We start from the raw sequence: 21,608 nt of genomic DNA on the forward strand, positions 1-21,608 counted from the left end.
CAGATGTGGAAGCCCGGTAACGGGTGGAGCTGACTGGTACTAATAGGCCGAGGGCTTGTCCTCAGTTGCTCGCGTCCACTGTGTTAGTTCTGAAGTAACGAACTGTGTCCATATCCGGTTGGTTAACTTCATAGTGTTTCGGTGGTCATAGCGTTAGGGAAACGCCCGGTTACATTTCGAACCCGGAAGCTAAGCCTTTCAGCGCCGATGGTACTGCAGGGGGGACCCTGTGGGAGAGTAGGACGCCGCCGAACAATCATTGTGGGAAAGCCCCGCACCTTTAATGGTGCGGGGCTTTTCTGCGTTCAGGGCTAGGATCCCCGGCATGAGCGCAGAACAGAACCAGTACCTGATACGTCCCGTCCGGGCCGATGAATGGGAGCAGGTCAAGGAGCTGCGGATCGCTTCGCTCCACGATCCCGTGGCACCCATCGCTTTCCTCGACACCGCGGAACTCGCCGAGGCCCGGCCGGACAGTTTCTGGCAGGAGCGGACCGCCGGCGCTGCCTCCGGGCGGGCCGTGCGGCAGTTCGTGGCCGTCGGGCCCGACGGGGTGTGGGACGGCACCGTGGCCGTGCTCGTCGAGGAGCGGGGGAGCACCGACTTCCTCGACCGCGAGATCGAGACGACCCAGGGGCACGTCGTCGGTGTCTTCGTGCGCGAGGGCCGGCGGGGCGCCGGGTTGGCCGAGGACCTGTTCCGGGCCGGGCTGGAGTGGGCCTGGTCGCTGGAGGATCCCGCGCTGGAACGCGTCCGGCTCTACGTGCACGAGCGCAACGAGCGGGCCCAGGCCTTCTACCGGCGCATCGGGTTCCAGGACAGCGGCGTGCGGGTGCCCATGGCAGCGGATCCGTCCGCCCAGGAGCTGGAGTACGTGCTCGCCCGGCCTTAGGGGAGGGCCGCCTCCGGCCAGCGCGAGCGGGCCTGTTCGCGGCTGCGGCACAGGGCGAGGAGGGGCAGCGTCTCGTCCTGGAGGAGTTCCGGGAGCTGGGGGACGGGGGCCACGGCGGCCACGTCGTCCAGGACGAGCGTGACTGGTGGGTCGAGCCGACCGTGGGATGACCGTGCGGCCATGCGGCGGCCGTGCTCGACCACGTCAGAGGCGAGCGCCGTCAGCAAGGGCATCGCACCCGGGTGGGTCCGCGGATCTTCGATCGGTTCACCCACCACGTAGAGACTGCCCCCTTCGGAGACGAACGATGCCAACGTGAGCGAATCTGTTCGGTTCGGGTTGCAGGCCTCGCGGATGTGGATCGAGGTCAGGCAGGAGAGGGCCCGGGCCGTCAGGTGCTGGGCCAGTTCTCGGCGTTCCGGGTGGGCGGTGAGGGCGTTCTCCAGTTCCCCGGCGGCGCCGGGGGCTGCCTGGGGGTGGGTGCGCAGGATGCGGACCGGGTCCTGGGCGCTGTTGCCCTGGGCCCAGCGGTGCAGTTGTTTGAACGGCCGGGCGTCGAGGGCGGCTGCCTGGAGCCAGCTGCGCAGGAGCGTTTCCGCTGTGTCGGCGACGGCCGCGTCCATACGGGCCTGCGGGCGGACGGGGGCCAGCAGGGCGACGGCTCGGGCGGCCGCGGCGTCGCGGTCGGCGCAGCCCTCGGCCGGGCTCCAGTGCATGCGGGCCGGGGTGTCGCACAGGTGGGAGGGGTCGTAGAGGAGGACCGGGCCGAGTTTGGCGCGGGCGTCCTTGGTCTCGGCCCACAGGGCGGGGGAGGAAGTGACCACCAGTACCGCTCCTTCGGCGGCGGCGATGCCCTGCGCGGCGAGGCGGTGGCGCCCGGAGGGGCCGGCGTAGGCCATGCGGGGCGGTGGCGCGGCACCGGCCGCGGCCGGTGACGTGGGTACGGGGGCGGCTGCCGGGGCGTAGCCGAAGCCGTAGCGGTAGGCCTCGTCCGCCGGAGCCAGGGCCGGGGCCGGGGCGGCTGTGGGTACGGGGGCCGGGTGCGGGGGCTCGTACGGGACGGGTTCGGGCATGGGCGCCGGCTGCGTCGGTGCCGGTGCCGGTGCGGGGGCCGGTACGGCGTCCGGGGCGGGCTGTTTGGCGAGCGCGCGGCGGGACTTCGTACGGGCGATGACGCCGATGCAGAACACGGTCAGCACGAACATCACGAGCAGCTGGCTGATGAACAGGCCCCAGAACAGGCCCCAGCCCGACAGCGCGGCCGGGTCGGTGTCCGGCCAGGCGCCCGGGAGGTCATGGGGTTGCCCTATCAGGGCGCGTACCGCCCCCGGGGTGCGGGTGAAGGTGACGCTGTCCGGCCAGGCGCCCTTGGAGAAGAGGGCCGCCAGGCCGGTGGCCGTCCAGACCAGGACCGCGAGGCCGAGGAGGAAGGCCAGCAGCGCGATGAGCAGCCCGTCCGGGATGCCGCCGCGTGCGGGGCCCTCCGTACGGCGGGCGTCTCGTGCGTCGTACATGCTCATGCCACCGTGGTCGCGGACCCCGGGCCGCCGTTGCGGTGGCGTTCGATGAGCAGGGCCCGCTCCTCCGCCTCCAGTTCGGCCGCCAGCAGGTCGTCGGGGAGTTGGTGTTGGGCCGAGGATTCGGTCATCGCGCGGTCGGTGTAGACGAGGGGGCGTTCGGCCTCGGTGATCAGGTGTTTGACCACCTGGACGTTGCCGTTGACGTCCCAGACGGCGATGCCCGGGGTGAGGGTCGGGATGATCTCCACGGCCCAGCGGGGCAGGCCGAGGACACGGCCGGTGGCGCGCGCCTCGTCGGCCTTCTGGGCGTAGATGGTCCTGGTGGAGGCCATCTTGAGGATGGCGGCGGCCTCGCGGGCGGCCGCGCCGTCGACGACGTCGGAGAGGTGGTGGACGACGGCGACGAAGGACAGGCCGAGGCGGCGGCCGAACTTCAGCAGGCGCTGGAACAGCTGGGCCACGAAGGGGCTGTTGATGATGTGCCAGGCCTCTTCGACGAGGAAGATGCGCTTCTTGCGGTCGGGGCGGATCCAGGTGTGTTCCAGCCAGACGCCGACGATGGCCATGAGGATCGGCATCGCGATGGAGTTGCGGTCGATGTGGGACAGGTCGAAGACGATCAGCGGGGCGTCGAGGTCGATGCCGACGGTGGTCGGGCCGTCGAACATGCCGCGCAGGTCGCCGTCGACGAGGCGGTCGATGACGAGCGCCACGTCGAGGCCCCAGGCCCGTACATCGTCTATGTCGACGTTCATCGCCAGGGCCGATTCGGGCTCGGGGTGGCGCAGTTGCTCGACGATGTCGGTGAGCACGGGCTGGCGGTCGCGGATGGTGTCGACGACGTAGGCGTGGGCGACCTTGAGCGCGAAGCCGGAGCGCTCGTCGAGGCCGTGGCCCATGGCGACTTCGATGATGGTCCGCAGCAGCGCGAGCTGGCCGGTCGTGGTGATCGCCGGGTCAAGGGGGTTGAGGCGGATCCCGTCGTCGTTGGCGGCGACGGGGTCCAGGCGGATGGGGGTTATTCCCAACTGCTGGGCGATCAGGTTCCACTCGCCGACGCCGTCCTCGCCCTGGGCGTCGAGTACGACGACCTGGCGGTCGCGGAAGCGCAGCTGGCGCAGGACGTACGTCTTCTCGAGCGCGGACTTGCCGTTGCCGGATTCGCCGAGGACCAGCCAGTGCGGGGCGGGGAGCTGCTGCCCGTAGAGCTGGAAGGGGTCGTAGATGTAGCCCTTGCCGCTGTAGACCTCGCGGCCGATGATGACGCCGGAGTCGCCGAGTCCGGGGGCGGCGGTGGGCAGGTAGACGGCCTGCGCCTGCCCGGTGGAGGTGCGTACGGGCAGGCGCGTGGTTTCGACTTTGCCGAAGAGGAAGCTGGTGAAGGCGTCCGTCAGGGCGGACATGGGATCTCGCATGGGCGGCACTTCCCTCCAGCTAGCGTCGGATGCCGGTGGCGAACGGCAAGGTGTTGACGAAGGCGCGGTGGTGCTCGCGGTCGCACCACTCCAGCTTCAGGTAGGACTTGCCGGCGGAGGCGCGGATCGTGCGCTTGTCGCGGGCGAGGGCTTCGGGGGAACGCGAGGACACCGTGATGTACCCGACGAGGTTGACTCCGGCCGCACCGCTGGCGAGATCTTCACCCCTCTGGTCGAGTCGGCCGTGCGCGGCGATGTCGCGGGGGTCGACGGTGCGGTTCATCTTGGCGGCGCGGGAGGCGTCGGCCTCGTCGTTGGTCTTCTCCGTGAGCATCCGCTCGATGGCGACCTCGGTGGGCTCCAGGTCCATGGTGACGGCGACCGTGCGGATCACGTCCGGGGTGTGGACGAGGAGCGGGGCGAGGAAGTTGACGCCGACGGGGGTCATGGGCCATTCCTTCACCCAGGCCGTGGCGTGGCACCAGGGGGCGCGGGTGGAGGATTCGCGGGTCTTGGCCTGGAGGTACGTCGGTTCGACCGCGTCGAGTTCGGCCGGCCAGGCGTTGCGCTTGGTCATGGCCTGGATGTGGTCGATGGGGTGGTCCGGGTCGTACATGGAGTGCACGAGGGAGGAGAGCCGGCCCTGGCCCAGCGGCTGGCGGACGCGGATGTCGGCCTCGGCGAGGCGGGCGCAGATGTCGGTGAGCTCGCGGGCCATGACGATGGCGAGGCCGGCGTCGCGGTCGAGCTTGCGGCCCTTGTGCGGGGTGCCGGCGCGGGCGATGGTGACGGCTTCGGCGGCCAGGTCGCGGGTGAAGTGCATGCAGGCGACGAGGTAGGCGCGGTGCTGCTCGGAGGAGGTGGACACCATCGACTGGAGCTGGTCGTAGGAGTCGCGGAGCCAGCCGGGGGCGTGGGTGTCGCCGCGCTGGGCGACGTCCTTGGCGTGGGCGTCGGGGTCGGCGGGGAGGGTGCGGGCCAGCATCTGGATGCGGGTGACGAAGCCGTCGCCGTTGGCCACGTGCTTGAGGAGGGTGCCGAAGCGGTCGACGAGGGCTTCCTGGTCCTCGCTGTCGCGCAGGCCGACGCCGGGGCCTTCGATCTCGATGGCGGCGGTGACGGTTCTGCGGTCGGCGTGGAGCAGTACGGCGATCTCGTCGGGGCCGAAGGGCGCGGCGAGCCAGTTGATGCGGCCGATGCCGGGGGGCGGGCCGACCTCGACCTCGCGGCCGTCGGAGCCGCGGACGCCGGCTTCCATGGCGGTCGAGCGGTACGTCGTACCGCGGCGCAGGGTCCGCTTGTAGCTCCGGCTGATCTCGAACCACCGGTAGAAGGTGCGGCCCTTGTAGGGGACGTACACGGCGGCGAGCGCGAGCACGGGGAACCCGGCGAGGGTGACGATGCGCAGGGTGAGGCCGGGGACGAGCAGTCCGCTCATCATCCCGAGGAACGCGCCGGCGATGATCAGGGCGATCTCGCCGGTCTCGCGGTTCTTGCCCACGATCGCGTTCGGCCGGGCGCGGCCGATGAGATACGTGCGGCGGGGCGCGACCGGGTGGATCTGGTGGGACTGGGTCGTCAACGCCCGTCACCTCCTGTGTTCCTCGTACTCGTACGCGAGCTCGTGCGGGGCGGGGGTGCGGCGGAGGGGACAGATCCGCCGCCGGCTCCGCCGCCGGAGGACGGGCGGCTGCTGTGGGCGGCCACGCCTCCGGAGATCGGATTGGCGGGGCGGGGGGCGCTGCTCGCGCCGCCGCCGTCGCCTGCGCGGTGGTTGCCGCGGCTGCTGTGGGTCTTGATGCCCTGCGAGACGAGGGAGGCGGGGGAGCTGATGACGGCGGCGGCCTGGGCGCCGTCGGTGGCCGAGCTGCGGCCCGCGCGGGCGGAGGCGATCTCGTCGCCGAATCCGGGGACGAAGCGGTAGATCATCGCGGAGGCGAAGATCGCCAGCAGGATGATCGCGAGGCCGGAGACGACGGCGGAGAAGGCGTTCGGGCCCTTTTCGCCGGCCAGGGCCCCGGCGAGGCCGAGGACGATGACGATCACGGGCTTCACGAGGATCACGGCGATCATGATGCCCGCCCAGCGGCGGACGTGGCCCCAGAGGTTCCGGTCGACGAGCCCGGCGTAGACGACGACGCCGAGGAGCGCGCCGACGTAGAGCAGGGCGGCGCGGATGAACAGCTCGAGGAAGAGGATGCCGGCGGCGAGGACGGTGACGAGGGAGACCACGATCAGCATGATCGGGCCGCCGCCGATGGAGTCGCCCTTTTTGAGGGCCTCGGTGAAGGAGCCGAAGAAGACGTCGGTCTGGCCGCCGCTGGCGGAGGCGATGACCTCGGTGACGCCGTCGGTCGCGGAGACGACGGTGTAGAGGATGAGGGGGGTGAAGGCGGAGGCGAGGACGGTGAGCCAGAGGAAGCCGACGGCTTCGGAGATGGCGGTGGTGAAGGGGACGCCGCGGATGGCGCGCTTGGCGACGGCGAAGAGCCAGAGGACGAGCGTGAGGATGGTGGAGGCGGCGAAGACGATGGAGTACTGCTTGAGGAAGGCGCCGTTGGTGAAGTCGACGTTCGCGGAGCCGTTGACCGCCTTGCTGAGCTCGGTGACGATCCAGGCGGCGGCGTCGGCGCAGCCTTTGGCCAGGGAGGCGAGGGGGTTGAGGGCGTCGGCGGGGTCGTTGGGGGCCAGGCCGGTGCGGGGGGCTCCGCCGGTGGCTGCGCCTTGGCCGCGTTCGCAGTAGTCCTTGGCCGGGCCGACGATCAAGTCGCACCGGTTGTCGTTTGGTTGCGAGGCAGACGGCGAAGGCGACGGCGTGGGATTGGGCGCTGCGAAGGCGCGGGCCGAGACTAGAACCACTGTCGTCTGGATAGCAGCTAGGGCTCCGGAGACGCGGAGTGCGCGGTTACCGGGCATAGGTGAACCCTCCGAACTCCGCTGCGGCCTTGGAGATCTCCTCCGCCGTCGATGCCAACCGGTCCGTGTTGACCGGGGCCGGTCCGTCCTTCTGGGCGAAGCTCTCGACCTTCCAGTCGTTCTCCGCCCACCTGAGGGTCAGGATCATGGTGAACCAGTCATTGCTGACGGGGTTGTTCGAGCCGATGCCCGCGGTGCCGAAAACGCCCGTGCACCACACCTCGATCGTCGTTGTGGCCTCGGAGTAGTTCACCGTCTTGGTGCCTACAGGCACCGTTCTCGAGATGTAGGTCAGCCCACGAACGGCGTTTCCGTTGGCATCCAGCCCGGCTTGGTCCAGGAAAGCCTTGCCGTAGGCCTGATCGAGCCGCGCCTCGAGCTCGGACACCTTGTCCGTCACGAAGACCTGTCGGACGATCTGACGCCGCGCCTGGGGCTTGAGGATTTCAGCGGAGACGAGCGCCACGGAGTAGTTGGCGGCGGCCGACTGAGCGCCCTGTTCAGACCGCGCGAAGCCCTTGGGGATGCCTGCGGATTTGTCCGTTACCGGGGGGACGCCTGTGGCGGAGGTGGGGGTGGTGGCCGGGGGTTTGTTCGAGGCGGGGGTGGTGGGGGTGTCGGAGGACTGGTTCGCGAACGCGATGGCCGCGATCAGGAGGACCACCACGCCGACCACCGTGACCAGGCCTCGCGAGGCGCGGGGGGTGCGGCGGGGGGAGCCGTACGGGTCGGAGGGGGATTCCGGGAGGCGGGTACGGGTCTGGCCCGTGCCGCCGACCTCGCCGTGGCCCGCGCCGCCGCCGTACTGGTCGTCGTTGCTCATTCCGTGTCCGCCCCCTCCGCCTCGTACGACGGTAGTGCTCGTTCCCGCGCACGCGCGGCGTGGTGAGTCCTCATCAGGTCCGGAGTCCGGGGACCGGCCCGGCTAGACGGCCATCCCGTAGACGATCGTGAACAGGGTGCCGAGGGATCCGATGATGAAGACGCCGGTCAGGCCGGCCACGATCAGGCCCTTGCCCTGTTCCGCGCTGAACGTGTCGCGCAGCGCGGTCGCGCCGATGCGCTGCTTGGCCGCGCCCCAGATGGCGATGCCGAGGCAGAGGAGGATCGCGACCGCCATGACCACCTCGATCATGACCTTCGCTTCGTTGCCGAGACTGCCGAACGGCCCCCAATTCGGGGCGATTCCGCCGATGATGGTGGTGATGTCGCCCTTTTCGGCTGCCAGGATCATTTAACTCACCGCCCCTGTATGGGTAGTTCCGAATAGCCCGTGCCCGACGGCAGGGGTCACGCACTATCTTCGCTGATGAAACCGCCGCCGTACGTCGACTTGGCGGCTCTCTTTGCCCGATCTCCCGGCCCGCGCCCCGCCCGTGTCCTCTGACCTGGGCGTGGGGTGGTCTGTCCGGGAAAGAACCTGGGGTCACTCTGTGTATCACGGAGGGTGACCCCGGGCAATGATTGTCGTCCCGGCGTACGGGGGGCGGATCGAGGCGGGGCCGTTCGGCGCAACGGGGGTGCGTGTCGTTCGGCCAACTCGCTGACACGTGTCCGACATTCCTTCAGTCATTCCATGTGTATGTCGTACGCCGGGGCGTGCTCCCCTGCCTGGGGAGGCCAAGGCCCTGATGCCGGTCCCCGGTGCTGGAGCCGTTGTCAGTGGGGTGCGGCAGGGTTGGGACATGACGATGACTCCGTGGAGCCTTGCCGATGTCGAGGCGGCCATCCGGGCGGGATGGTCGGCCGAGACCTCTGAGCCCGCCGACATCTCGCAGCTGCCCTGGACTGCCGAGAATCCGGCTTGGGGGCACTGTGACATCACCGCGGTGGTCGTGCAGGACATCGTGGGCGGCGACCTCGTGGTGGGTGAGGTGTTCCTCGACGGCCGGCAGGAGGGTTACCACTGGTGGAACGTGCTGCCCGGGGGCATACGGATCGATCTGACGCGGGAGCAGTTCCGGCGGGGTGAGGCGGTGACGCCGGGGCGGGTCGTGAAGCGGCCGTACGGGCGGCTGTCGAGGCGCTGGGAGGAGTACCAGCTGCTGCGGCAGCGGGTGATCGACAGGCTGGGGCCGCTGCCGGGGGTGCTGGAGACCGCCGACGGGCGGCGGCTGGCCTATACGGACTTCGGAGGGCCGGGGGCGCCGCTGCTCGCGCTGCACGGGCACTTCCAGGACGGGTCGGCCTTCGAGCGGCTGGCCCGGGAGGTGGGTCCCGCGTGGCGGGTGATCGCGCTCGACCAGCGGGGGCACGGGGAGTCCGACCGGGCCGCGGAGTACTCGCGGGACGGCTATGTCGCCGACGCGGCGGCCGTACTGGAGCACTTGGGGCTGGGGCCGGCGGTGGTGCTGGGGCATTCGCTGGGCGGGGTCAATGCGTACCAGCTCGCGGCGCGGCGGCCGGAGCTGGTGCGGGCGGTGGTGGTCGAGGACATAGGCGCGGTGGTCGAGGACGACCTGTCCTTCGCGCTGGGCTGGCCGAGGCGGGCGGCGAGCCGCGAGGCGTTGCTCGCGGGGACGGGGAGCGCGGCGCCGTTCCTGGCGGGGTCGCTGCGGGAGTACGCCGACGGGTGGGGCACGGCCTTCGTGCCGGAGGACATGGTGGAGTCCCAGCGCGGGCTCAACGGTGACCACTGGGCGGACTGGCTGGCGGTGCGGCAGCCGACGCTGCTGGTGCGGGGGGACCGCAGTGGGGTGCTGTCGGCGGAGCACGCGCGGGAGATGGCCCTGCGGCGGCCGGGGGTGCGGCTGGTGGAGCTGCCGGCGGGGCATGTGGTGCACGCGGGGGATTGGGAGGGGTTTGGCGGGGCGGTACGGGGGTTTTTGGCGCGGGTGTGAGGGTCGGTGCCGGTGCCGGTTGCCGGGCGGGTGTGCACGGGTGCGGCGCCGTTGCTGGGGCTCCGCCCCAGGCCCCGCGCCTCGAACGCCGGCGGGGCTGGTGGGGGTGGCCCGGCGGGTAGGGCGACGGCCGCCGGTGCCAAGGGGTGGCCGGCAGCGGCCGCCCAGCTGCAGCGGCGGCCGGGGAGAGCTGCGGGGCCGGGCTGGAGGGGCGCGGGGGGATGGCGCCTGGGGTGGGGTCAGGTCCAGTGCGTGGGGCGGGTGAGGGGGGTGGGGATGCGGGTGGTGGTGTTGCCCTGGGCTGCGTTCAGTTGGGGCTGGGTGAGGAAGATGGCGCCGCGGAGGTCCGCGCCGCGCAGGTTGGTGTCGCGGAGGTCCGCGCCGATCAGGTCGGCCGTGCGCAGGTCGGCGCGGCTGAGGTCGGCCGCGATCAGGTAGGCGCCGCGGAGGTTCGCGCCCCGCAGGTCCGCGCCGGAGAGGCGGGCGCCCATCAGGTCGGCGCCGCGGTGGTTCTTGGTGCGGCCCGGCACCTTGGCCCGTACGAGCTCGCTGGTCTTCAGCAGCAGGGCGTTGATCCCCTGCCGCAGCGCGCCGACGTCGAAGGGGGCCAGGGTCTCCGCGTCGGCCCGGGTCAGGGCCTCGGTCTCGGCCAGGGCCAGGCGCAGCTCGGCGTGGACGGGCCGGGCATCGGGGAGGGTGAGCGCCTCGGTGACGTAGAAGAGCAGTTCGTGCAGCTGCCGCATCACCGGGAAGACCTCGAACATCTGACCGGCGGTGCCGGGGTGGGTGCGCCAGTCGCGCCCGCCGAAGGTGACCTGCGAGACCTGCTGGCCCGCGCCGAAGCAGTCGAAGACGGTGCAGCCCTGGAAGCCCTTGTCGCGCAGCTCGGTGTGGATGCCGCAGCGGAAGTCCTGCCGGAGGTTCTTGCAGGGGGTTCCGGCGGACTTGTTCACGGCGAAGTCGGTGGACTTGGCGAAGGGCAGCGCGACGCAGCAGAGCGCGAAGCAGTTGGCGCAGTCCGCGTGCAGGGCGGGGTGTGAGGCGGGGTGTGAGGCGGCGGAGGCGGTGGTGTGGGACACGGGGACATTGTCGCCTGTCACCGGCCGGGGGAGTCCAGCCGCATCTGGACCGCGGTCCACGGGACGCCGTCGACCTCCTCCACGTCCACCAGGACCTCCTCCGTACGGAATCCGAGCTTCTCGTAGATGCGGAGCGCCGGGGTGTTGTGCGCCCAGACCCCGAGCCCGAGGGACGGGAGGGCCAGCTCGCCGAAGGCGCGTTCGATCACGAGGGAGACCAGGGCGCCGCCCAGGCCCTGCCCGCGGGCCTCGGGGGCGATCAGGACGCGGCCGAGGCGGGTGCCGCCGAGGGAGACGTGTCCGAGGGGGCGGGCTTCGGGGTCGTGCGCGGCGAGCGCCGGGACCGCGGTCCAGATGTGGCGGCCGGGCTCCGCGGCGTAGGCGTCGAGCTGTGCGTCGTCCAGGGGCCAGCGGAACGCGTTGCCGGCCCAGGTGACGAGCTCGGTCTCGGTGGTGATCCAGTCGCGCAGGAGTGTGTGGTCCTCGGGGCGGAAGGGGCGCAGGGCCACGCCCGGGGCGGGGATGGGGGTCGGGATGGGGGTCGCGATGGGCGTCGGGATGGGCTCCGGGGCGGTGGGGTCGGTCGTCGGTGTGGTCATGGGGCAAGTATCCGTATTCCGGGCGGGACTTGATCGAATGGCGGGGTCCGGTGAGCATCGCCGCATGACAGAAGTGATCGCAGTCGCCGTCATCACCCTCCTCGCCGTGATCAGCCCCGGCGCCGATTTCGCCATGGTGGTCCGCAACAGCTACCTCTACGGGCGGCCCACCGGGCTGTTCGCGGCCGCCGGGGTCGCGGCCGGGGTGCTGGTCCACGTCTCGTACACGATGCTCGGCGTCGGTCTGCTGATCGCCTCCTCCACCGCGCTGTTCACGGCGATCAAGCTGGCCGGCGCCGCGTACCTGGTGTGGATCGGCATCCGCACCTTCCGGACGCGCGCCGAGGTGACCGTGGACCTGGAGTCGAAGCCGCGGCAGACCCCGCTGGGCGCGATGCGCTCCGGTTTCCTGACCAACGTCCTGAACCCGAAGACCACGCTGTTCGTGGTGTCCACCTTCACGCAGGTCGTCGACCCGCAGACCGGGCTGTGGCAGCAGGCCGGGTACGGGCTGTTCATGTCGGCGGCGCACCTGGGCTGGTTCTCGGCGGTCGCGCTCTTCTTCTCCGACTCCCGCCTGCGCGACCGGATGCTGAAGGCGCAGAAGGCGCTGAACCGGGCCATCGGCTCGGTGCTGGTGGGGCTCGGGGTGGGCCTGGGGTTCGCCCGCTGACCCCGGCCGAGGGGCTGGCGGGGCCGGTTACCTGTGGGTAGCGTGCGGGGTATGGGTACTCCCGAGGCGTTCTTCGAGCGGATCGACACGGGCCGGTTCCAGGCCACCGAGTACACGCGCGGCCCCTGGGACCCCGGCTCGCAGCACGCCGGGCCGCCGGCCGCGCTGCTCGGGCGGGCCGTCGAGGAGCGGCCGGGTGCGCGCGAGGACATGCGGATCGCCCGGATCACGTACGAGATCCTGCGCCCGGTGCCGATCGGCCCGCTGGAACTCACCACCAGCGTGCTGCGGGCCGGGCGCAGCACCGAGGTGGTCGAGGCGGCCCTCGCGCCGGCGGGCGCCGCGCCCGTGATGCTGGCGCGGGCCCTGCGCATCCGGGTGGCGTCCGACCCCGTGCCCGCGGTGGCGGAGGGCCCGGTGCTGCCGCCGCCGGGGGAGGTGGAGGTGACGCCGTTCTTTCCGGTGCCGTGGGAGACCGGTTACCACTCCGCCATGGAAACCCGCTTCACCGAGGGCGCCTTCGTGTCGCTGGGCCCGGGTACCTGCTGGATGCGGATGAAGGTTCCGCTCATCGCCGGTGAGGACGTCAAGCCCCTGGACCGTGTGCTGATCGCCGCCGACTCCGGCAACGGCATCAGCGCGGTCATGGACTTCGGGCGCTACGTCTTCGTCAATGGCGACCTCACCGTCCACCTGCACCGCCACCCGGTCGGCGAGTGGGCCTGTGTGGAGGCCCGTACGAGCGTGGACGCGGCCGGGATCGGCCTCGCGGACGCGCGGTTGCACGACGAGAAGGGCCCGATCGGGCGGAGCGCGCAGAGCCTGTTCGTGGCCCCGCGCTGACTCCAACCCGCCTTCCGCGCAGGCGAGTCGGTGTGGCAGTCTCGTGCGGATGGAGGCTCTGAGAGACACCGACCCCGCCCACATCGGGGCGCAGGCACTGCTGGCCCGGCTCGGCGCCGGCGGCATGGGGCAGGTGTATCTGGGGCGCTCGCCGGGCGGGCGGCTGGTGGCGGTCAAGGTGATCCGGGACGAGATCACCGGCCACCCGGAGGCGCTGGCGCGCTTCCGCCGGGAGGCGGAGACGGTACGCGCGGTGCGGTCGGCGTACACGGCGAACCTGATCGACGCCTCGCTGGAGGCGCCCCCGTACTGGATCGCGACCGAGTACGTGGCGGGCCCGACGCTCAGTCACGCCGTGGCGGAGCGCGGCGCGTTGCCGACGGACACCTGCCGGCGGCTGTTCGCGGCGCTGGCGGAGGGGCTGGCGAGCGTCCACGCGTACGGGGTGACCCACCGGGACCTCAAGCCGCAGAACGTCATCCTGGGCGCGCAGGGTCCGCAGCTCATCGACTTCGGCATCGCGCGCGGCGTGGGCGATACGGCCCTCACCCAGGACGGGCAGGCGCCGGGCACTCCGGGGTACACGGCGCCCGAGGTGCTGCTGGGCGCCGAGGCCGGGGCGGCCGCCGACGTCTTCGCGCTCGGCGCGACACTCGCCTACGCGGCGACCGGGCGGCCGCCGTTCGGCACGGGCGCGGCGGCGACGGTGAGCTACCGCGCGGTGCACGAGCCGATCGACGTGTCGGGGGTGGAGCCGGGGCTGGCCGCGCTGATCGGGGCGTGCGTGGCGAAGGACCCGGCGCAGCGGCCCGATCCGGCCGAGGTCATCCGGCGATGCGGGGTGCGGGACGCGCTGCTCGACGATCCGGTGTACGCCGGGCTGGGTGTGCTGGGCGAGGCCGTGCCGGTGCACGAGATGCGTACGCAGGGCCCCGGCATGCCTTACGGGTACACGCCGACCCAGCACGCGGCCGGGGCCGCGGGCCCGGCCCCGCGGCAGCGGCGGAGGGCGCTCTGGGTGGCCGCCGCGGTGGCTCTGGCGGTGGTGGGTGCGGTGGCTGTGTGGAAGCTCCCGTTGGGAGGCAAGGGCGGCGAGGACCCCCGGACCGGGGCGCAGAGCCCGGGCGCCGGCGGGCCGTCGGGGACGCCGGCCGCACAGTCTCCCGCCGCCCAGTCTCCGGCCGGTCCTCCCGTGTTCATCAAGCAGACCGGGCCGAACATCGACGACTTCGACCCCACGAAGAACACCTGCAAGGAACCCGTGGAGGAGCAAGCCAAGTCGGATTTTCAGATCGCCGTGACCACGGCGGAGAGCGACTACTTGCATGAGGTGAAGCCGGGCACCGTCCAGATCGGCTTCCGGATGAAGTACGCCCCGGACGACATGCCTCCGTACTACGTGGCCGTCGTCGTGAAGCCGCAGCACGAGATCGACGAGAACGGCCGGTCCACCTCGGTGACGAACAACCGCCAGCTGGGTTTCGTCGCCAAGGCCCGCAACGTGTACGAGGGCGTCGGGACGAACTGGAAGGACCTCACCTACCCCGACGACTTCTCCATGGAGCTGAACGGCAAGAAGGTGAAGGCGCCGTCGCTCGCGCAGGAGCCGGGCGGTTGGACGGTGGTGTTCCGTCACGCCACTTCGGACACGGAGCACAAGAGCATGTTCTGTACGGGATTCATCAGCTGAGTCGGAAGGGATCGGCCCCAAGGGCTGACCGGGAGGGCCGACAGAAGGGATGATTCGACACGGGGGGCGAATGCCTGATAAAGGCCGCTCGATGGGGGAGGGTTGCCGGGTGCGCAGAGTCTGGGTGATGGGCGGGATCGGTTTCGGGGCATGCCTGTGCTTCGTCGCCCTGCTCGTGGTCGGCACGTACTCGGCGGCCGCCGGCCTGGCGAGCGGCGCCGGAGGACGTCTCGTGGGGCTCGCCAAGGGGGCCGTACCGGCGAAGTACCAGCCGCTCGTACAGAAGTGGGGCACTCTCTGCCCGACACTCACGCCCGCCCTGCTCGCGGCGCAGCTCTACTCGGAGAGCGGCTGGGACCCGGACATCGTCAGTCCGGCGGACGCGCGGGGCATCGCCCAGTTCATCCCGGGGACCTGGGCCACGCACGGGATCGACGGGGACGGCGACGGCGATCGCGACATCTGGGACCCGAACGACGCGATCCCCTCGGCTGCTTCGTACGACTGTGAACTCGCGCGCTACGTGGGCAAGGTGCCCGGAGACCCCGTCAAGAACATGCTCGCGGCCTACAACGCGGGTCCCGGCGCGGTCGTTCAGCACCAGGGAGTGCCCCCCTTCCGCGAGACCGAGGGATACGTGAAGACCATCACGACCCTCGCGAAGAGCTTCGAGGCCCCCGTCGGGCGGGTGGCGCCTTCGCAGCAGGCTGCCGGGGCGATCTACTTTGCGCAGAAGCAGCTTGGGACGCCGTATCTGTGGGGTGGGAACGGGACGCCCGATCAGGACGGGCGGTTCGACTGTTCCGGGTTGACCAAGGCGGCCTACGAGAGCGTCGGGATCGAGTTGCCGCGCGTGGCGAACGATCAGTACAACGCCGGGCCGCATCCCGCGCGGGCGGATCTGCTGCCCGGTGATCTCGTGTTCTTCTCCGACGATCTGACGAACTCTCGGGAGATCCGGCACGTCGGGCTGTACGTCGGCGGCGGCTACATGATCAACGCTCCCTACACCGGTGCCGTGATCCGCTTCGACAAGATCGACACCCCCGACTACTTCGGGGCGACCCGCGTGACGAAGGACGGGGCGGAGGCGCTGCCCAGGCGCGTCGGTGCCGGCAACGCTCCGTGAGGCGAAGGCCCTGGGCTGCAACAATCAGTCACTCTTCGATAACGTTGGGGTGATCATTCGGTGGAGAGTGGAACCTAGCCGCCAGAAGGGGCGTTCCATGGGCACAGGGTTGATCAACAGGGCGCGAAGGGGCGCACACCGGCGTGCGCCCGCACGCGAACCAAGGCAAGGGCAAGGGGCCGCATCACCATGGCTGGACTCACAACTGGTGGGCCGAACCTGGATGTAAGCCTGCTGTACGAGATCAACGGCCTGTCCCGGCACGCCCCGGGCGTCGTGGACCGCGCCGTCGGCATCATCGGCGAGTACGGGTTCCTCGCCGCCCTGGTGCTCCTGGTCCTGTGGTGCTGGCGCGGCGCCCGCCGGCAGGACGAGGCCACGGCCGTCGAGTCGTTCACCGCGCTCGTATGGGCCCCGCTGGGCGCCGCGGCCGCGCTGCTCGTGAACATCCCGCTGCGCGAATTCGTGGGGCGGCCTCGGCCGCTGCGCCAGCACGCCGGGGTGGAGGTGCTCGATCCCGGACTCGTGGTCGGCCGCAGCGACTTCTCCTTCGTCAGCGACCACGCCACCCTCGCCATGGCCCTGGGCGTCGGCCTGTTCATCGCGAACCGCAAGCTCGGGTACCTCGGCATCGGCGTGGCCATGCTGGAGGGCCTCTGCCGGATCTACATGGGCGTGCACTACCCGACCGACGTCATCGGCGGACTCGCCCTGGGCACCGCGGTCGTGCTGCTGTTCGCTCCGCTCGCGATGGCGCTGCTGACCCCGGTGGTGCGCAGCGTGGCCCGCTCCCCGCGCCTCGGCGTGCTGGTACGGGCCCGGGGGCGCGCGGTGCCCCTGCCGGTGGACCTCGCACAGGCGCAGGCCGCGCCGCCGGGGCGCGGGCACGAGAGCGACCTGGCCGCCTGATACGGGCTCACGCGTGCCCGTACGACTCCCATAGGGCGAGCAGCACGGCCGCCAGCAGGCACAGCCCCGCCACCCCGAAGCACCACCGCACCGCCGCCGGGCGGGGGCGGGGGCGCGGGCTCACGGGTCGCCGCCCTCGTCCTCGTCGCGGCGGTAGCGCGAGCGCAGCCACAGCCCGGTGGCCACCGCCGCGGCGGTGGTGAGGCCGATGGCCAGGGCCACGTCACCCGGCCCGTCCGCACTGCCGACCGGGCCGGCCCAGGCCGCGGCGGCCGGTGCGAAGGAGAGGAGCAACGCCCACAGGAGGGCGGCGAAGCGGGGCGCGAGTCCGGGCATGAGTCAAGGGCATCCGCTCCCGCGCGCGTCGGCCAGCGGGGCCGTCCGAACGGGCGATCAGCGCAGGGCCTACCCCGCCGTGTGGCCGGTGGCGTCCTTGCGGGCCAGGTCGCGGGAGCGGCGGGCGGGGCCCTTCCAGCCGCAGGTGCAGACGGCGAGGCAGAACGAGCCGCGATCGGCGGTGCTCGTGGCGTGTCCGGAAGGCGGCTGCACCGGGCCCGCGGAGTCGCGGTGCAACGGCATGCAGCCAAGCGGAGGGGCGGGGGTCGCTTTGGTGTGCGGGTCCACGCGACCACGGTACCCGGGGCGAACCGGGTGCCGGAATGCCTGCGGGGCCGCTGTCCGAAAGCCCGGCCCCGTGACGGGAAACCCCGGACCTCGTTAAGCGGAGCGGGTGGGGCCTCGGGCAAACAGCGGTCACGCGTTGGGGGTTGGCAGGCGATGGTGGTGCACCAGCACAGGCGGCGGCGCGGACGTGCGGGTGAGGCGGCGCTCACCGTCGGCGTGGCCCTGGCCGTGGCGGCGATGGGCGGGTGCGGCGGCGCGGACAGCGACGACCGGCCCCCCGCCGACCCCGCCGCGACGGTCCGGGGCGCCGCGGACGCGCTGGTGAAGACCGGCAGCGCCCGGGCCCGTACGGCCATGGAGATGGCCACCGGCGGCACCCGGGTCACGATCCGGGGCGAGGGCGGGGTCGACTTCAAGAACCGGATGGGCCAGCTCCTGGTGATGCTCCCGGCCGATGTGAAGGGCCAGGCCGAGCACCGGCCCATCACCGAGCTGCTGGTGCCGGGGGCGCTGTACATGAAGAACCGCGGCGCCGGCGTCCCGGACGACAAGTGGGTACGGGTCGACACCACGACCCTCACGGACGGGAACCTCGTCACGGGCGGGGCCACCGATCCGCTGGCCGCGGCCGAGCTGCTGCGCGGCGCGCAGGACGTGACGTACGTCGGGGAGACCGAGGTGGCGGGCACCAAGGTGCGGCACTACCGGGGCACCACCGACATCGCGCGGGCCGCGCGGAGTGCCTCGCCGGGGGTGAGGGGAGCGCTGGAAGCGGCGGCGAAAGGGTTCAGCAAGGACACCGTGCCGTTCGACGCGTACCTCGACGAGCAGGGGCGGCTGCGGAAGGTCCGCCACCGTTTCACGTACGTCAACGATGGCGTGATCGATGTGTCCTCCACCACGCTGCTGTACGGCTTCGGGACCCCGGTGACCGTCGTATTGCCGGCAAGCGGGGACATTTACGCCGGGAAGATCGCCGACTAGCCGGGCGGGCCCTTTCGGGGCGGCGCGATCGGGTCATGGGCGGGTAGCCGGAAATGGTCCATCCGTGTCATGCGCACCACGTGCCGCCCTCCCTACGCTGAGAAGCCGAGCGCCCCACGACCGATGGCGGCAGATCGGCAGATAGAGGTGACACGCGTGACTCCCGCAGGCGGTACGACGGTGCAGGACCACGTGGCTCTCGCCGAGATCGAGCTGTGCGGTGAGCTGATCATCGCGGCTTCGGCGGCCGAGGAGGACCGGCTCAGCCAGGCTCGGATCGACGAGGTCCTGATGAGCCTGGGGCTGTAGCCCCCGCAGCCCCCGCCCCGCCGTGTCCTGGGGCTCCGCCCCGGACCCCGCGCCTCAAACGCCGGCGGAGCCGAGAGGGGCGGCGAGGGTTACGTGCGCAGCAGGCGGGCGATGGCCTTGGTGGCTTCTTCCACCTTCGCGTCGATCTCGGCGCCGCCCTTGATCGCCGCGTCGGCCACGCAGTGGCGGAGGTGTTCCTCCAGGAGCTGGAGGGCGAAGGACTGGAGCGCCTTCGTGCTCGCCGAGACCTGCGTGAGTATGTCGATGCAGTAGACGTCCTCGTCGACGAGCCGCTGGAGACCCCTGATCTGGCCCTCGATCCGGCGCAGCCGCTTGAGGTGCTCGTCCTTCTGGTGGTGGTAGCCGTGCACCGGTGCCGTGTCCGCTTCGGCTCCGGAGCCCCCCGCCTCGATGGTGGTCATGCGTCCTCCCGTGGTCCGGAACGAGGGGAGACATACCCCTCATGGGTATAGGGTAACGGGCCCCGTCCGCAGGAGCAGGGGGCGCTCGCTCCCACTCTGCCTGATGGAGGACACTGGTGAACCGCCGGTTAGCCGTGGCCGGGGGATGCGCCTAGCATCAGCCTGACCGAATCCAATGCACCCCGAGGACCTCACGTGCGATTTCGTCTGACCCCCAGGGAGACGAGCTTCTACGACATGTTCGCCGCATCCGCGGACAACATCGTCACGGGCTCCAAGCTCCTGATGGAACTGCTCGGAGCGGACTCCTCCGCCCGGGCCGAGATCGCGGAGCGGATGCGGGCAGCGGAGCACGCGGGGGACGACGCCACCCACGCGATCTTCCACCAGCTCAACTCCTCCTTCATCACGCCGTTCGACCGCGAGGACATCTACAACCTCGCCTCGTCGCTCGACGACATCATGGACTTCATGGAGGAGGCGGTCGACCTCGTCGTCCTCTACAACGTGGAGGAGCTCCCCAAGGGTGTCGAGCAGCAGATCGAGGTACTGGCGCGGGCGGCCGAGCTGACCGCCGAGGCCATGCCGCACCTGCGGACGATGGACAACCTCACCGAGTACTGGATCGAGGTCAACCGCCTCGAGAACCAGGCCGACCAGATCCACCGCAAGCTGCTCGCCCAGCTCTTCAACGGCAAGTACGACGCCATGGAGGTGCTCAAGCTCAAGCAGATCGTCGACGTGCTCGAAGAGGCGGCCGACGCGTTCGAGCACGTCGCGAACACGGTGGAGACCATCGCGGTCAAGGAGTCCTGAACCTCGTGGACACCTTCGCTCTGATCGTGACCATCGGTGTCGCGCTCGGCTTTACGTATACGAATGGTTTTCACGACTCCGCGAACGCGATCGCGACTTCCGTCTCGACGCGGGCACTGACCCCGCGTGCCGCGCTCGCGATGGCCGCGGTGATGAACCTCGCCGGTGCCTTCCTGGGCAGCGGCGTCGCCAAGACCGTCAGTGAGGGTCTGATCGAGACGCCCCACGGCAACCGGGGCATGTGGATCCTCTTCGCGGCGCTCGTCGGGGCGATCGTGTGGAACCTCATCACCTGGTACTTCGGCCTCCCCTCGTCCTCCTCGCACGCGCTCTTCGGCGGCATGGTGGGCGCGGCGCTGGCGGGCGGCACCGAGGTGATCTGGTCGGGTGTGGTCGACAAGGTCGTCATCCCGATGTTCGTCTCGCCGGTCGTGGGCCTGATCGTCGGTTACCTGGTGATGGTCGCCATCCTGTGGATGTTCCGCCGCGCCAACCCGCACAAGGCCAAGCGCGGCTTCCGCATAGCGCAGACGGTGTCGGCGGCCGGCATGGCGCTGGGCCACGGCCTGCAGGACGCGCAGAAGACGATGGGCATCGTGATGATGGCCCTGGTCATCGCCGATGTGCAGGCCGCGGGTGACGCGATCCCGGTCTGGGTCAAGATCGCCTGCGCCGTGATGCTGTCGCTCGGTACCTACGCGGGCGGCTGGCGCATCATGCGTACGCTCGGCCGGAAGATCATCGAGCTGGACCCGCCGCAGGGCTTCGCGGCGGAGACCACCGGTGCCTCGATCATGTTCGGCTCGGCCTTCCTCTTCCACGCGCCGATCTCGACCACGCACGTGATCACCTCGGCGATCATGGGCGTCGGCGCGACCAAGCGGGTGAACGCGGTCCGCTGGGGCGTCGCCAAGAACATCATCCTGGGCTGGTTCATCACGATGCCGGCCGCGGCCCTGGTCGCCGCGGTCAGCTTCTGGATCGTGGACCTCGCCTTCGTGTAGCGGCCGTACGAAATCGGGCCGGCTCCCCCCACCCAGGGGGAGCCGGCCCTTTTTCTTTCTTTCGCCTCGCGGTGGCACCGCCATGCAGCACCGCAGGACGTTCAGAACATCCCGGTTTAGCCGAAGCGGCCCGAGATGTAGTCCTCGGTCGCCTGGACGGACGGGTTCGAGAAGATCCGGTCCGTGTCGTCGATCTCGATGAGCTTGCCGGGCTGGCCGACCGCCGACAGGTTGAAGAAGGCGGTGCGGTCCGAGACGCGGGCCGCCTGCTGCATGTTGTGCGTCACGATGACGATCGTGAAGCGCTCCTTGAGCTCGCCGATCAGGTCCTCGATCGCGAGGGTGGAGATCGGGTCGAGGGCCGAGCAGGGCTCGTCCATGAGGAGGACCTGCGGCTCGACCGCGATGGCGCGGGCGATGCACAGGCGCTGCTGCTGGCCGCCGGAGAGGCCGGAGCCGGGCTTGTTCAGACGGTCCTTGACCTCGTTCCAGAGGTTGGCGCCCTGGAGGGACCGCTCCACGATGTCCGTGAGCTCGGACTTGCGGAACGAGCCGTTCAGGCGCAGGCCCGCCGCCACGTTGTCGAAGATCGACATGGTGGGGAAGGGGTTCGGGCGCTGGAAGACCATGCCGACCGTGCGGCGGACCGCGACCGGGTCGACGCCGGGGCCGTACAGGTTCTCGTCGTCCAGGAGCACCTTGCCCTCGACGCGGCCGCCGGGGGTGACCTCGTGCATGCGGTTCAGGGTGCGCAGGAAGGTGGACTTGCCGCAGCCGGACGGGCCGATGAAGGCGGTCACGGAGCGGGGCTCCACGGTCATCGAGATGTCATCGATGGCCTTGTGGGTGCCGTAGAAGGCGGAAAGGCCGCTGACGTCGATTCGCTTGGCCATGAGGGGTCACTTCTCTTTCATACAAGTCTCACGCGGCGGAGCCGCAAATCG

General features: G+C 70.9%; 23 protein-coding genes and 1 rRNA gene. 12 read left to right on the forward strand and 12 right to left on the reverse strand.

Annotated elements, in window-relative coordinates; genetic code table 11:
* Positions 1-137: 137 nt before the first annotated feature.
* Together rrf and ACFWB8_RS03110 are read left to right on the forward strand one after the other, a co-directional pair.
* A 5S ribosomal RNA gene (gene rrf, locus ACFWB8_RS03105) occupies positions 138-254 on the forward strand.
* 71 nt (positions 255-325) lie between these two features.
* On the forward strand, positions 326-892 hold the full coding sequence (locus ACFWB8_RS03110) for a GNAT family N-acetyltransferase (RefSeq protein WP_385221661.1): 567 nt from the start codon (positions 326-328) through the stop codon (positions 890-892).
* On the opposite strand, the gene ACFWB8_RS03115 is transcribed toward ACFWB8_RS03110, so the two are convergent.
* From ACFWB8_RS03115 to ACFWB8_RS03140, 6 genes are all read right to left on the reverse strand, one after another.
* The gene (locus ACFWB8_RS03115) at positions 889-2,406 is read right to left on the reverse strand and encodes a type VI secretion protein (protein ID WP_385221663.1); all 1,518 of its coding nucleotides are present in this window, start codon (positions 2,404-2,406) and stop codon (positions 889-891) included. The two genes, ACFWB8_RS03110 and ACFWB8_RS03115, sit on opposite strands and share 4 nt — an antisense overlap.
* A gap of 2 nt (positions 2,407-2,408) precedes the next feature.
* On the reverse strand, positions 2,409-3,827 hold the full coding sequence (locus ACFWB8_RS03120) for an ATP-binding protein (protein ID WP_385221666.1): 1,419 nt from the start codon (positions 3,825-3,827) through the stop codon (positions 2,409-2,411).
* A 19-nt stretch (positions 3,828-3,846) separates the two neighbouring features.
* Positions 3,847-5,409, reverse strand: a complete 1,563-nt coding sequence (locus tag ACFWB8_RS03125; protein ID WP_385221669.1) for an SCO6880 family protein — start codon at positions 5,407-5,409, stop codon at positions 3,847-3,849.
* A complete protein-coding gene (locus tag ACFWB8_RS03130) occupies positions 5,406-6,743 on the reverse strand; it encodes a hypothetical protein (protein ID WP_385221671.1) in 1,338 nt (445 codons plus the stop codon). The genes ACFWB8_RS03125 and ACFWB8_RS03130 overlap by 4 nt, the downstream gene beginning before the upstream one ends.
* Complete coding sequence (locus tag ACFWB8_RS03135) at positions 6,733-7,566, reverse strand: hypothetical protein (protein WP_385221674.1); 834 nt, start codon at positions 7,564-7,566, stop codon at positions 6,733-6,735. Before ACFWB8_RS03135 ends, ACFWB8_RS03130 begins: the two co-directional genes overlap by 11 nt.
* Positions 7,567-7,668: 102 nt before the next feature.
* Positions 7,669-7,977, reverse strand: a complete 309-nt coding sequence (locus tag ACFWB8_RS03140) for a hypothetical protein (RefSeq protein ID WP_008742356.1) — start codon at positions 7,975-7,977, stop codon at positions 7,669-7,671.
* A 451-nt stretch (positions 7,978-8,428) separates the two neighbouring features.
* Here ACFWB8_RS03140 and ACFWB8_RS03145 point away from each other — a divergent pair, with 451 nt between their 5' ends.
* Entirely contained in the window at positions 8,429-9,583 is a 1,155-nt protein-coding gene (locus ACFWB8_RS03145) for an alpha/beta fold hydrolase (RefSeq protein ID WP_385221677.1), read from the forward strand.
* A gap of 239 nt (positions 9,584-9,822) precedes the next feature.
* Here ACFWB8_RS03145 and ACFWB8_RS03150 read toward each other — a convergent pair whose 3' ends face one another.
* Together ACFWB8_RS03150 and ACFWB8_RS03155 are read right to left on the reverse strand one after the other, a co-directional pair.
* A complete protein-coding gene (locus ACFWB8_RS03150; protein ID WP_385221679.1) occupies positions 9,823-10,662 on the reverse strand; it encodes a pentapeptide repeat-containing protein in 840 nt (279 codons plus the stop codon).
* A gap of 17 nt (positions 10,663-10,679) precedes the next feature.
* Entirely contained in the window at positions 10,680-11,261 is a 582-nt protein-coding gene (locus ACFWB8_RS03155) for a GNAT family N-acetyltransferase (RefSeq protein ID WP_385221682.1), read from the reverse strand.
* A gap of 64 nt (positions 11,262-11,325) precedes the next feature.
* On the opposite strand from ACFWB8_RS03155, the gene ACFWB8_RS03160 reads away from it, so the two are divergent.
* The 5 genes from ACFWB8_RS03160 (at position 11,326) to ACFWB8_RS03180 (ending at position 16,505) form a co-directional block, all read left to right on the forward strand.
* Entirely contained in the window at positions 11,326-11,934 is a 609-nt protein-coding gene (locus tag ACFWB8_RS03160; protein ID WP_385221684.1) for a LysE family translocator, read from the forward strand.
* A gap of 51 nt (positions 11,935-11,985) precedes the next feature.
* Positions 11,986-12,777: a thioesterase family protein gene (locus tag ACFWB8_RS03165; RefSeq protein ID WP_385221687.1), complete on the forward strand. Its 792-nt coding sequence runs from the start codon at positions 11,986-11,988 to the stop codon at positions 12,775-12,777.
* 49 nt (positions 12,778-12,826) lie between these two features.
* Positions 12,827-14,467: a serine/threonine-protein kinase gene (locus ACFWB8_RS03170; RefSeq protein ID WP_385221690.1), complete on the forward strand. Its 1,641-nt coding sequence runs from the start codon at positions 12,827-12,829 to the stop codon at positions 14,465-14,467.
* Between the two features lie 124 nt (positions 14,468-14,591).
* The gene (locus ACFWB8_RS03175) at positions 14,592-15,596 is read left to right on the forward strand and encodes an NlpC/P60 family protein (RefSeq protein ID WP_385222031.1); all 1,005 of its coding nucleotides are present in this window, start codon (positions 14,592-14,594) and stop codon (positions 15,594-15,596) included.
* A gap of 189 nt (positions 15,597-15,785) precedes the next feature.
* Entirely contained in the window at positions 15,786-16,505 is a 720-nt protein-coding gene (locus ACFWB8_RS03180) for a phosphatase PAP2 family protein (protein ID WP_385221693.1), read from the forward strand.
* A gap of 120 nt (positions 16,506-16,625) precedes the next feature.
* Here ACFWB8_RS03180 and ACFWB8_RS03185 read toward each other — a convergent pair whose 3' ends face one another.
* Both ACFWB8_RS03185 and ACFWB8_RS03190 read right to left on the reverse strand, forming a co-directional pair.
* Positions 16,626-16,841: a hypothetical protein gene (locus ACFWB8_RS03185; RefSeq protein WP_385221695.1), complete on the reverse strand. Its 216-nt coding sequence runs from the start codon at positions 16,839-16,841 to the stop codon at positions 16,626-16,628.
* A gap of 69 nt (positions 16,842-16,910) precedes the next feature.
* Positions 16,911-17,084 carry a hypothetical protein gene (locus ACFWB8_RS03190; protein ID WP_385221697.1) on the reverse strand — a complete coding sequence of 58 codons (174 nt, stop codon included), beginning with the start codon at positions 17,082-17,084 and terminating at the stop codon, positions 16,911-16,913.
* A 198-nt stretch (positions 17,085-17,282) separates the two neighbouring features.
* Between ACFWB8_RS03190 and ACFWB8_RS03195 the strand changes: the two genes are divergently transcribed.
* Positions 17,283-18,113 (forward strand): hypothetical protein, encoded by an 831-nt coding sequence (locus ACFWB8_RS03195; protein ID WP_385221700.1) that lies wholly within the window; start codon positions 17,283-17,285, stop codon positions 18,111-18,113.
* A gap of 123 nt (positions 18,114-18,236) precedes the next feature.
* Positions 18,237-18,422, forward strand: a complete 186-nt coding sequence (locus ACFWB8_RS03200; RefSeq protein ID WP_385221702.1) for a hypothetical protein — start codon at positions 18,237-18,239, stop codon at positions 18,420-18,422.
* An 89-nt stretch (positions 18,423-18,511) separates the two neighbouring features.
* Here ACFWB8_RS03200 and ACFWB8_RS03205 read toward each other — a convergent pair whose 3' ends face one another.
* On the reverse strand, positions 18,512-18,844 hold the full coding sequence (locus ACFWB8_RS03205) for a metal-sensitive transcriptional regulator (RefSeq protein WP_385221705.1): 333 nt from the start codon (positions 18,842-18,844) through the stop codon (positions 18,512-18,514).
* 195 nt (positions 18,845-19,039) lie between these two features.
* On the opposite strand from ACFWB8_RS03205, the gene ACFWB8_RS03210 reads away from it, so the two are divergent.
* Both ACFWB8_RS03210 and ACFWB8_RS03215 read left to right on the forward strand, forming a co-directional pair.
* Positions 19,040-19,660: a DUF47 domain-containing protein gene (locus ACFWB8_RS03210; RefSeq protein ID WP_385221708.1), complete on the forward strand. Its 621-nt coding sequence runs from the start codon at positions 19,040-19,042 to the stop codon at positions 19,658-19,660.
* Between the two features lie 5 nt (positions 19,661-19,665).
* Entirely contained in the window at positions 19,666-20,664 is a 999-nt protein-coding gene (locus ACFWB8_RS03215) for an anion permease (protein WP_385221711.1), read from the forward strand.
* 116 nt (positions 20,665-20,780) lie between these two features.
* Here ACFWB8_RS03215 and pstB read toward each other — a convergent pair whose 3' ends face one another.
* Complete coding sequence (gene pstB / locus ACFWB8_RS03220; RefSeq protein ID WP_385221714.1) at positions 20,781-21,557, reverse strand: phosphate ABC transporter ATP-binding protein PstB; 777 nt, start codon at positions 21,555-21,557, stop codon at positions 20,781-20,783.
* Between the last annotated feature and the right edge of the window lie 51 nt (positions 21,558-21,608).

It is taken from the genome of Streptomyces sp. NPDC060031 (genome assembly GCF_042736805.1).
Classification (GTDB): domain Bacteria; phylum Actinomycetota; class Actinomycetes; order Streptomycetales; family Streptomycetaceae; genus Streptomyces.

Coding starts and splice junctions, on each gene's coding strand:
- ACFWB8_RS03120 (WP_385221666.1), bottom strand. CDS start 3,827: ATGCGAGATCCCATGTCCGCCCTGACGGACGCCTTCACCAGCTTCCTC.
- ACFWB8_RS03115 (WP_385221663.1), bottom strand. CDS start 2,406: ATGTACGACGCACGAGACGCCCGCCGTACGGAGGGCCCCGCACGCGGC.
- ACFWB8_RS03130 (WP_385221671.1), bottom strand. CDS start 6,743: ATGCCCGGTAACCGCGCACTCCGCGTCTCCGGAGCCCTAGCTGCTATC.
- ACFWB8_RS03160 (WP_385221684.1), top strand. CDS start 11,326: ATGACAGAAGTGATCGCAGTCGCCGTCATCACCCTCCTCGCCGTGATC.
- ACFWB8_RS03110 (WP_385221661.1), top strand. CDS start 326: ATGAGCGCAGAACAGAACCAGTACCTGATACGTCCCGTCCGGGCCGAT.
- pstB (WP_385221714.1), bottom strand. CDS start 21,557: ATGGCCAAGCGAATCGACGTCAGCGGCCTTTCCGCCTTCTACGGCACC.
- ACFWB8_RS03145 (WP_385221677.1), top strand. CDS start 8,429: ATGACGATGACTCCGTGGAGCCTTGCCGATGTCGAGGCGGCCATCCGG.
- ACFWB8_RS03180 (WP_385221693.1), top strand. CDS start 15,786: ATGGCTGGACTCACAACTGGTGGGCCGAACCTGGATGTAAGCCTGCTG.
- ACFWB8_RS03200 (WP_385221702.1), top strand. CDS start 18,237: ATGGCGGCAGATCGGCAGATAGAGGTGACACGCGTGACTCCCGCAGGC.
- ACFWB8_RS03155 (WP_385221682.1), bottom strand. CDS start 11,261: ATGACCACACCGACGACCGACCCCACCGCCCCGGAGCCCATCCCGACG.
- ACFWB8_RS03140 (WP_008742356.1), bottom strand. CDS start 7,977: ATGATCCTGGCAGCCGAAAAGGGCGACATCACCACCATCATCGGCGGA.
- ACFWB8_RS03195 (WP_385221700.1), top strand. CDS start 17,283: ATGGTGGTGCACCAGCACAGGCGGCGGCGCGGACGTGCGGGTGAGGCG.
- ACFWB8_RS03135 (WP_385221674.1), bottom strand. CDS start 7,566: ATGAGCAACGACGACCAGTACGGCGGCGGCGCGGGCCACGGCGAGGTC.
- ACFWB8_RS03185 (WP_385221695.1), bottom strand. CDS start 16,841: ATGCCCGGACTCGCGCCCCGCTTCGCCGCCCTCCTGTGGGCGTTGCTC.
- ACFWB8_RS03190 (WP_385221697.1), bottom strand. CDS start 17,084: ATGCCGTTGCACCGCGACTCCGCGGGCCCGGTGCAGCCGCCTTCCGGA.
- ACFWB8_RS03165 (WP_385221687.1), top strand. CDS start 11,986: ATGGGTACTCCCGAGGCGTTCTTCGAGCGGATCGACACGGGCCGGTTC.
- ACFWB8_RS03205 (WP_385221705.1), bottom strand. CDS start 18,844: ATGACCACCATCGAGGCGGGGGGCTCCGGAGCCGAAGCGGACACGGCA.
- ACFWB8_RS03170 (WP_385221690.1), top strand. CDS start 12,827: ATGGAGGCTCTGAGAGACACCGACCCCGCCCACATCGGGGCGCAGGCA.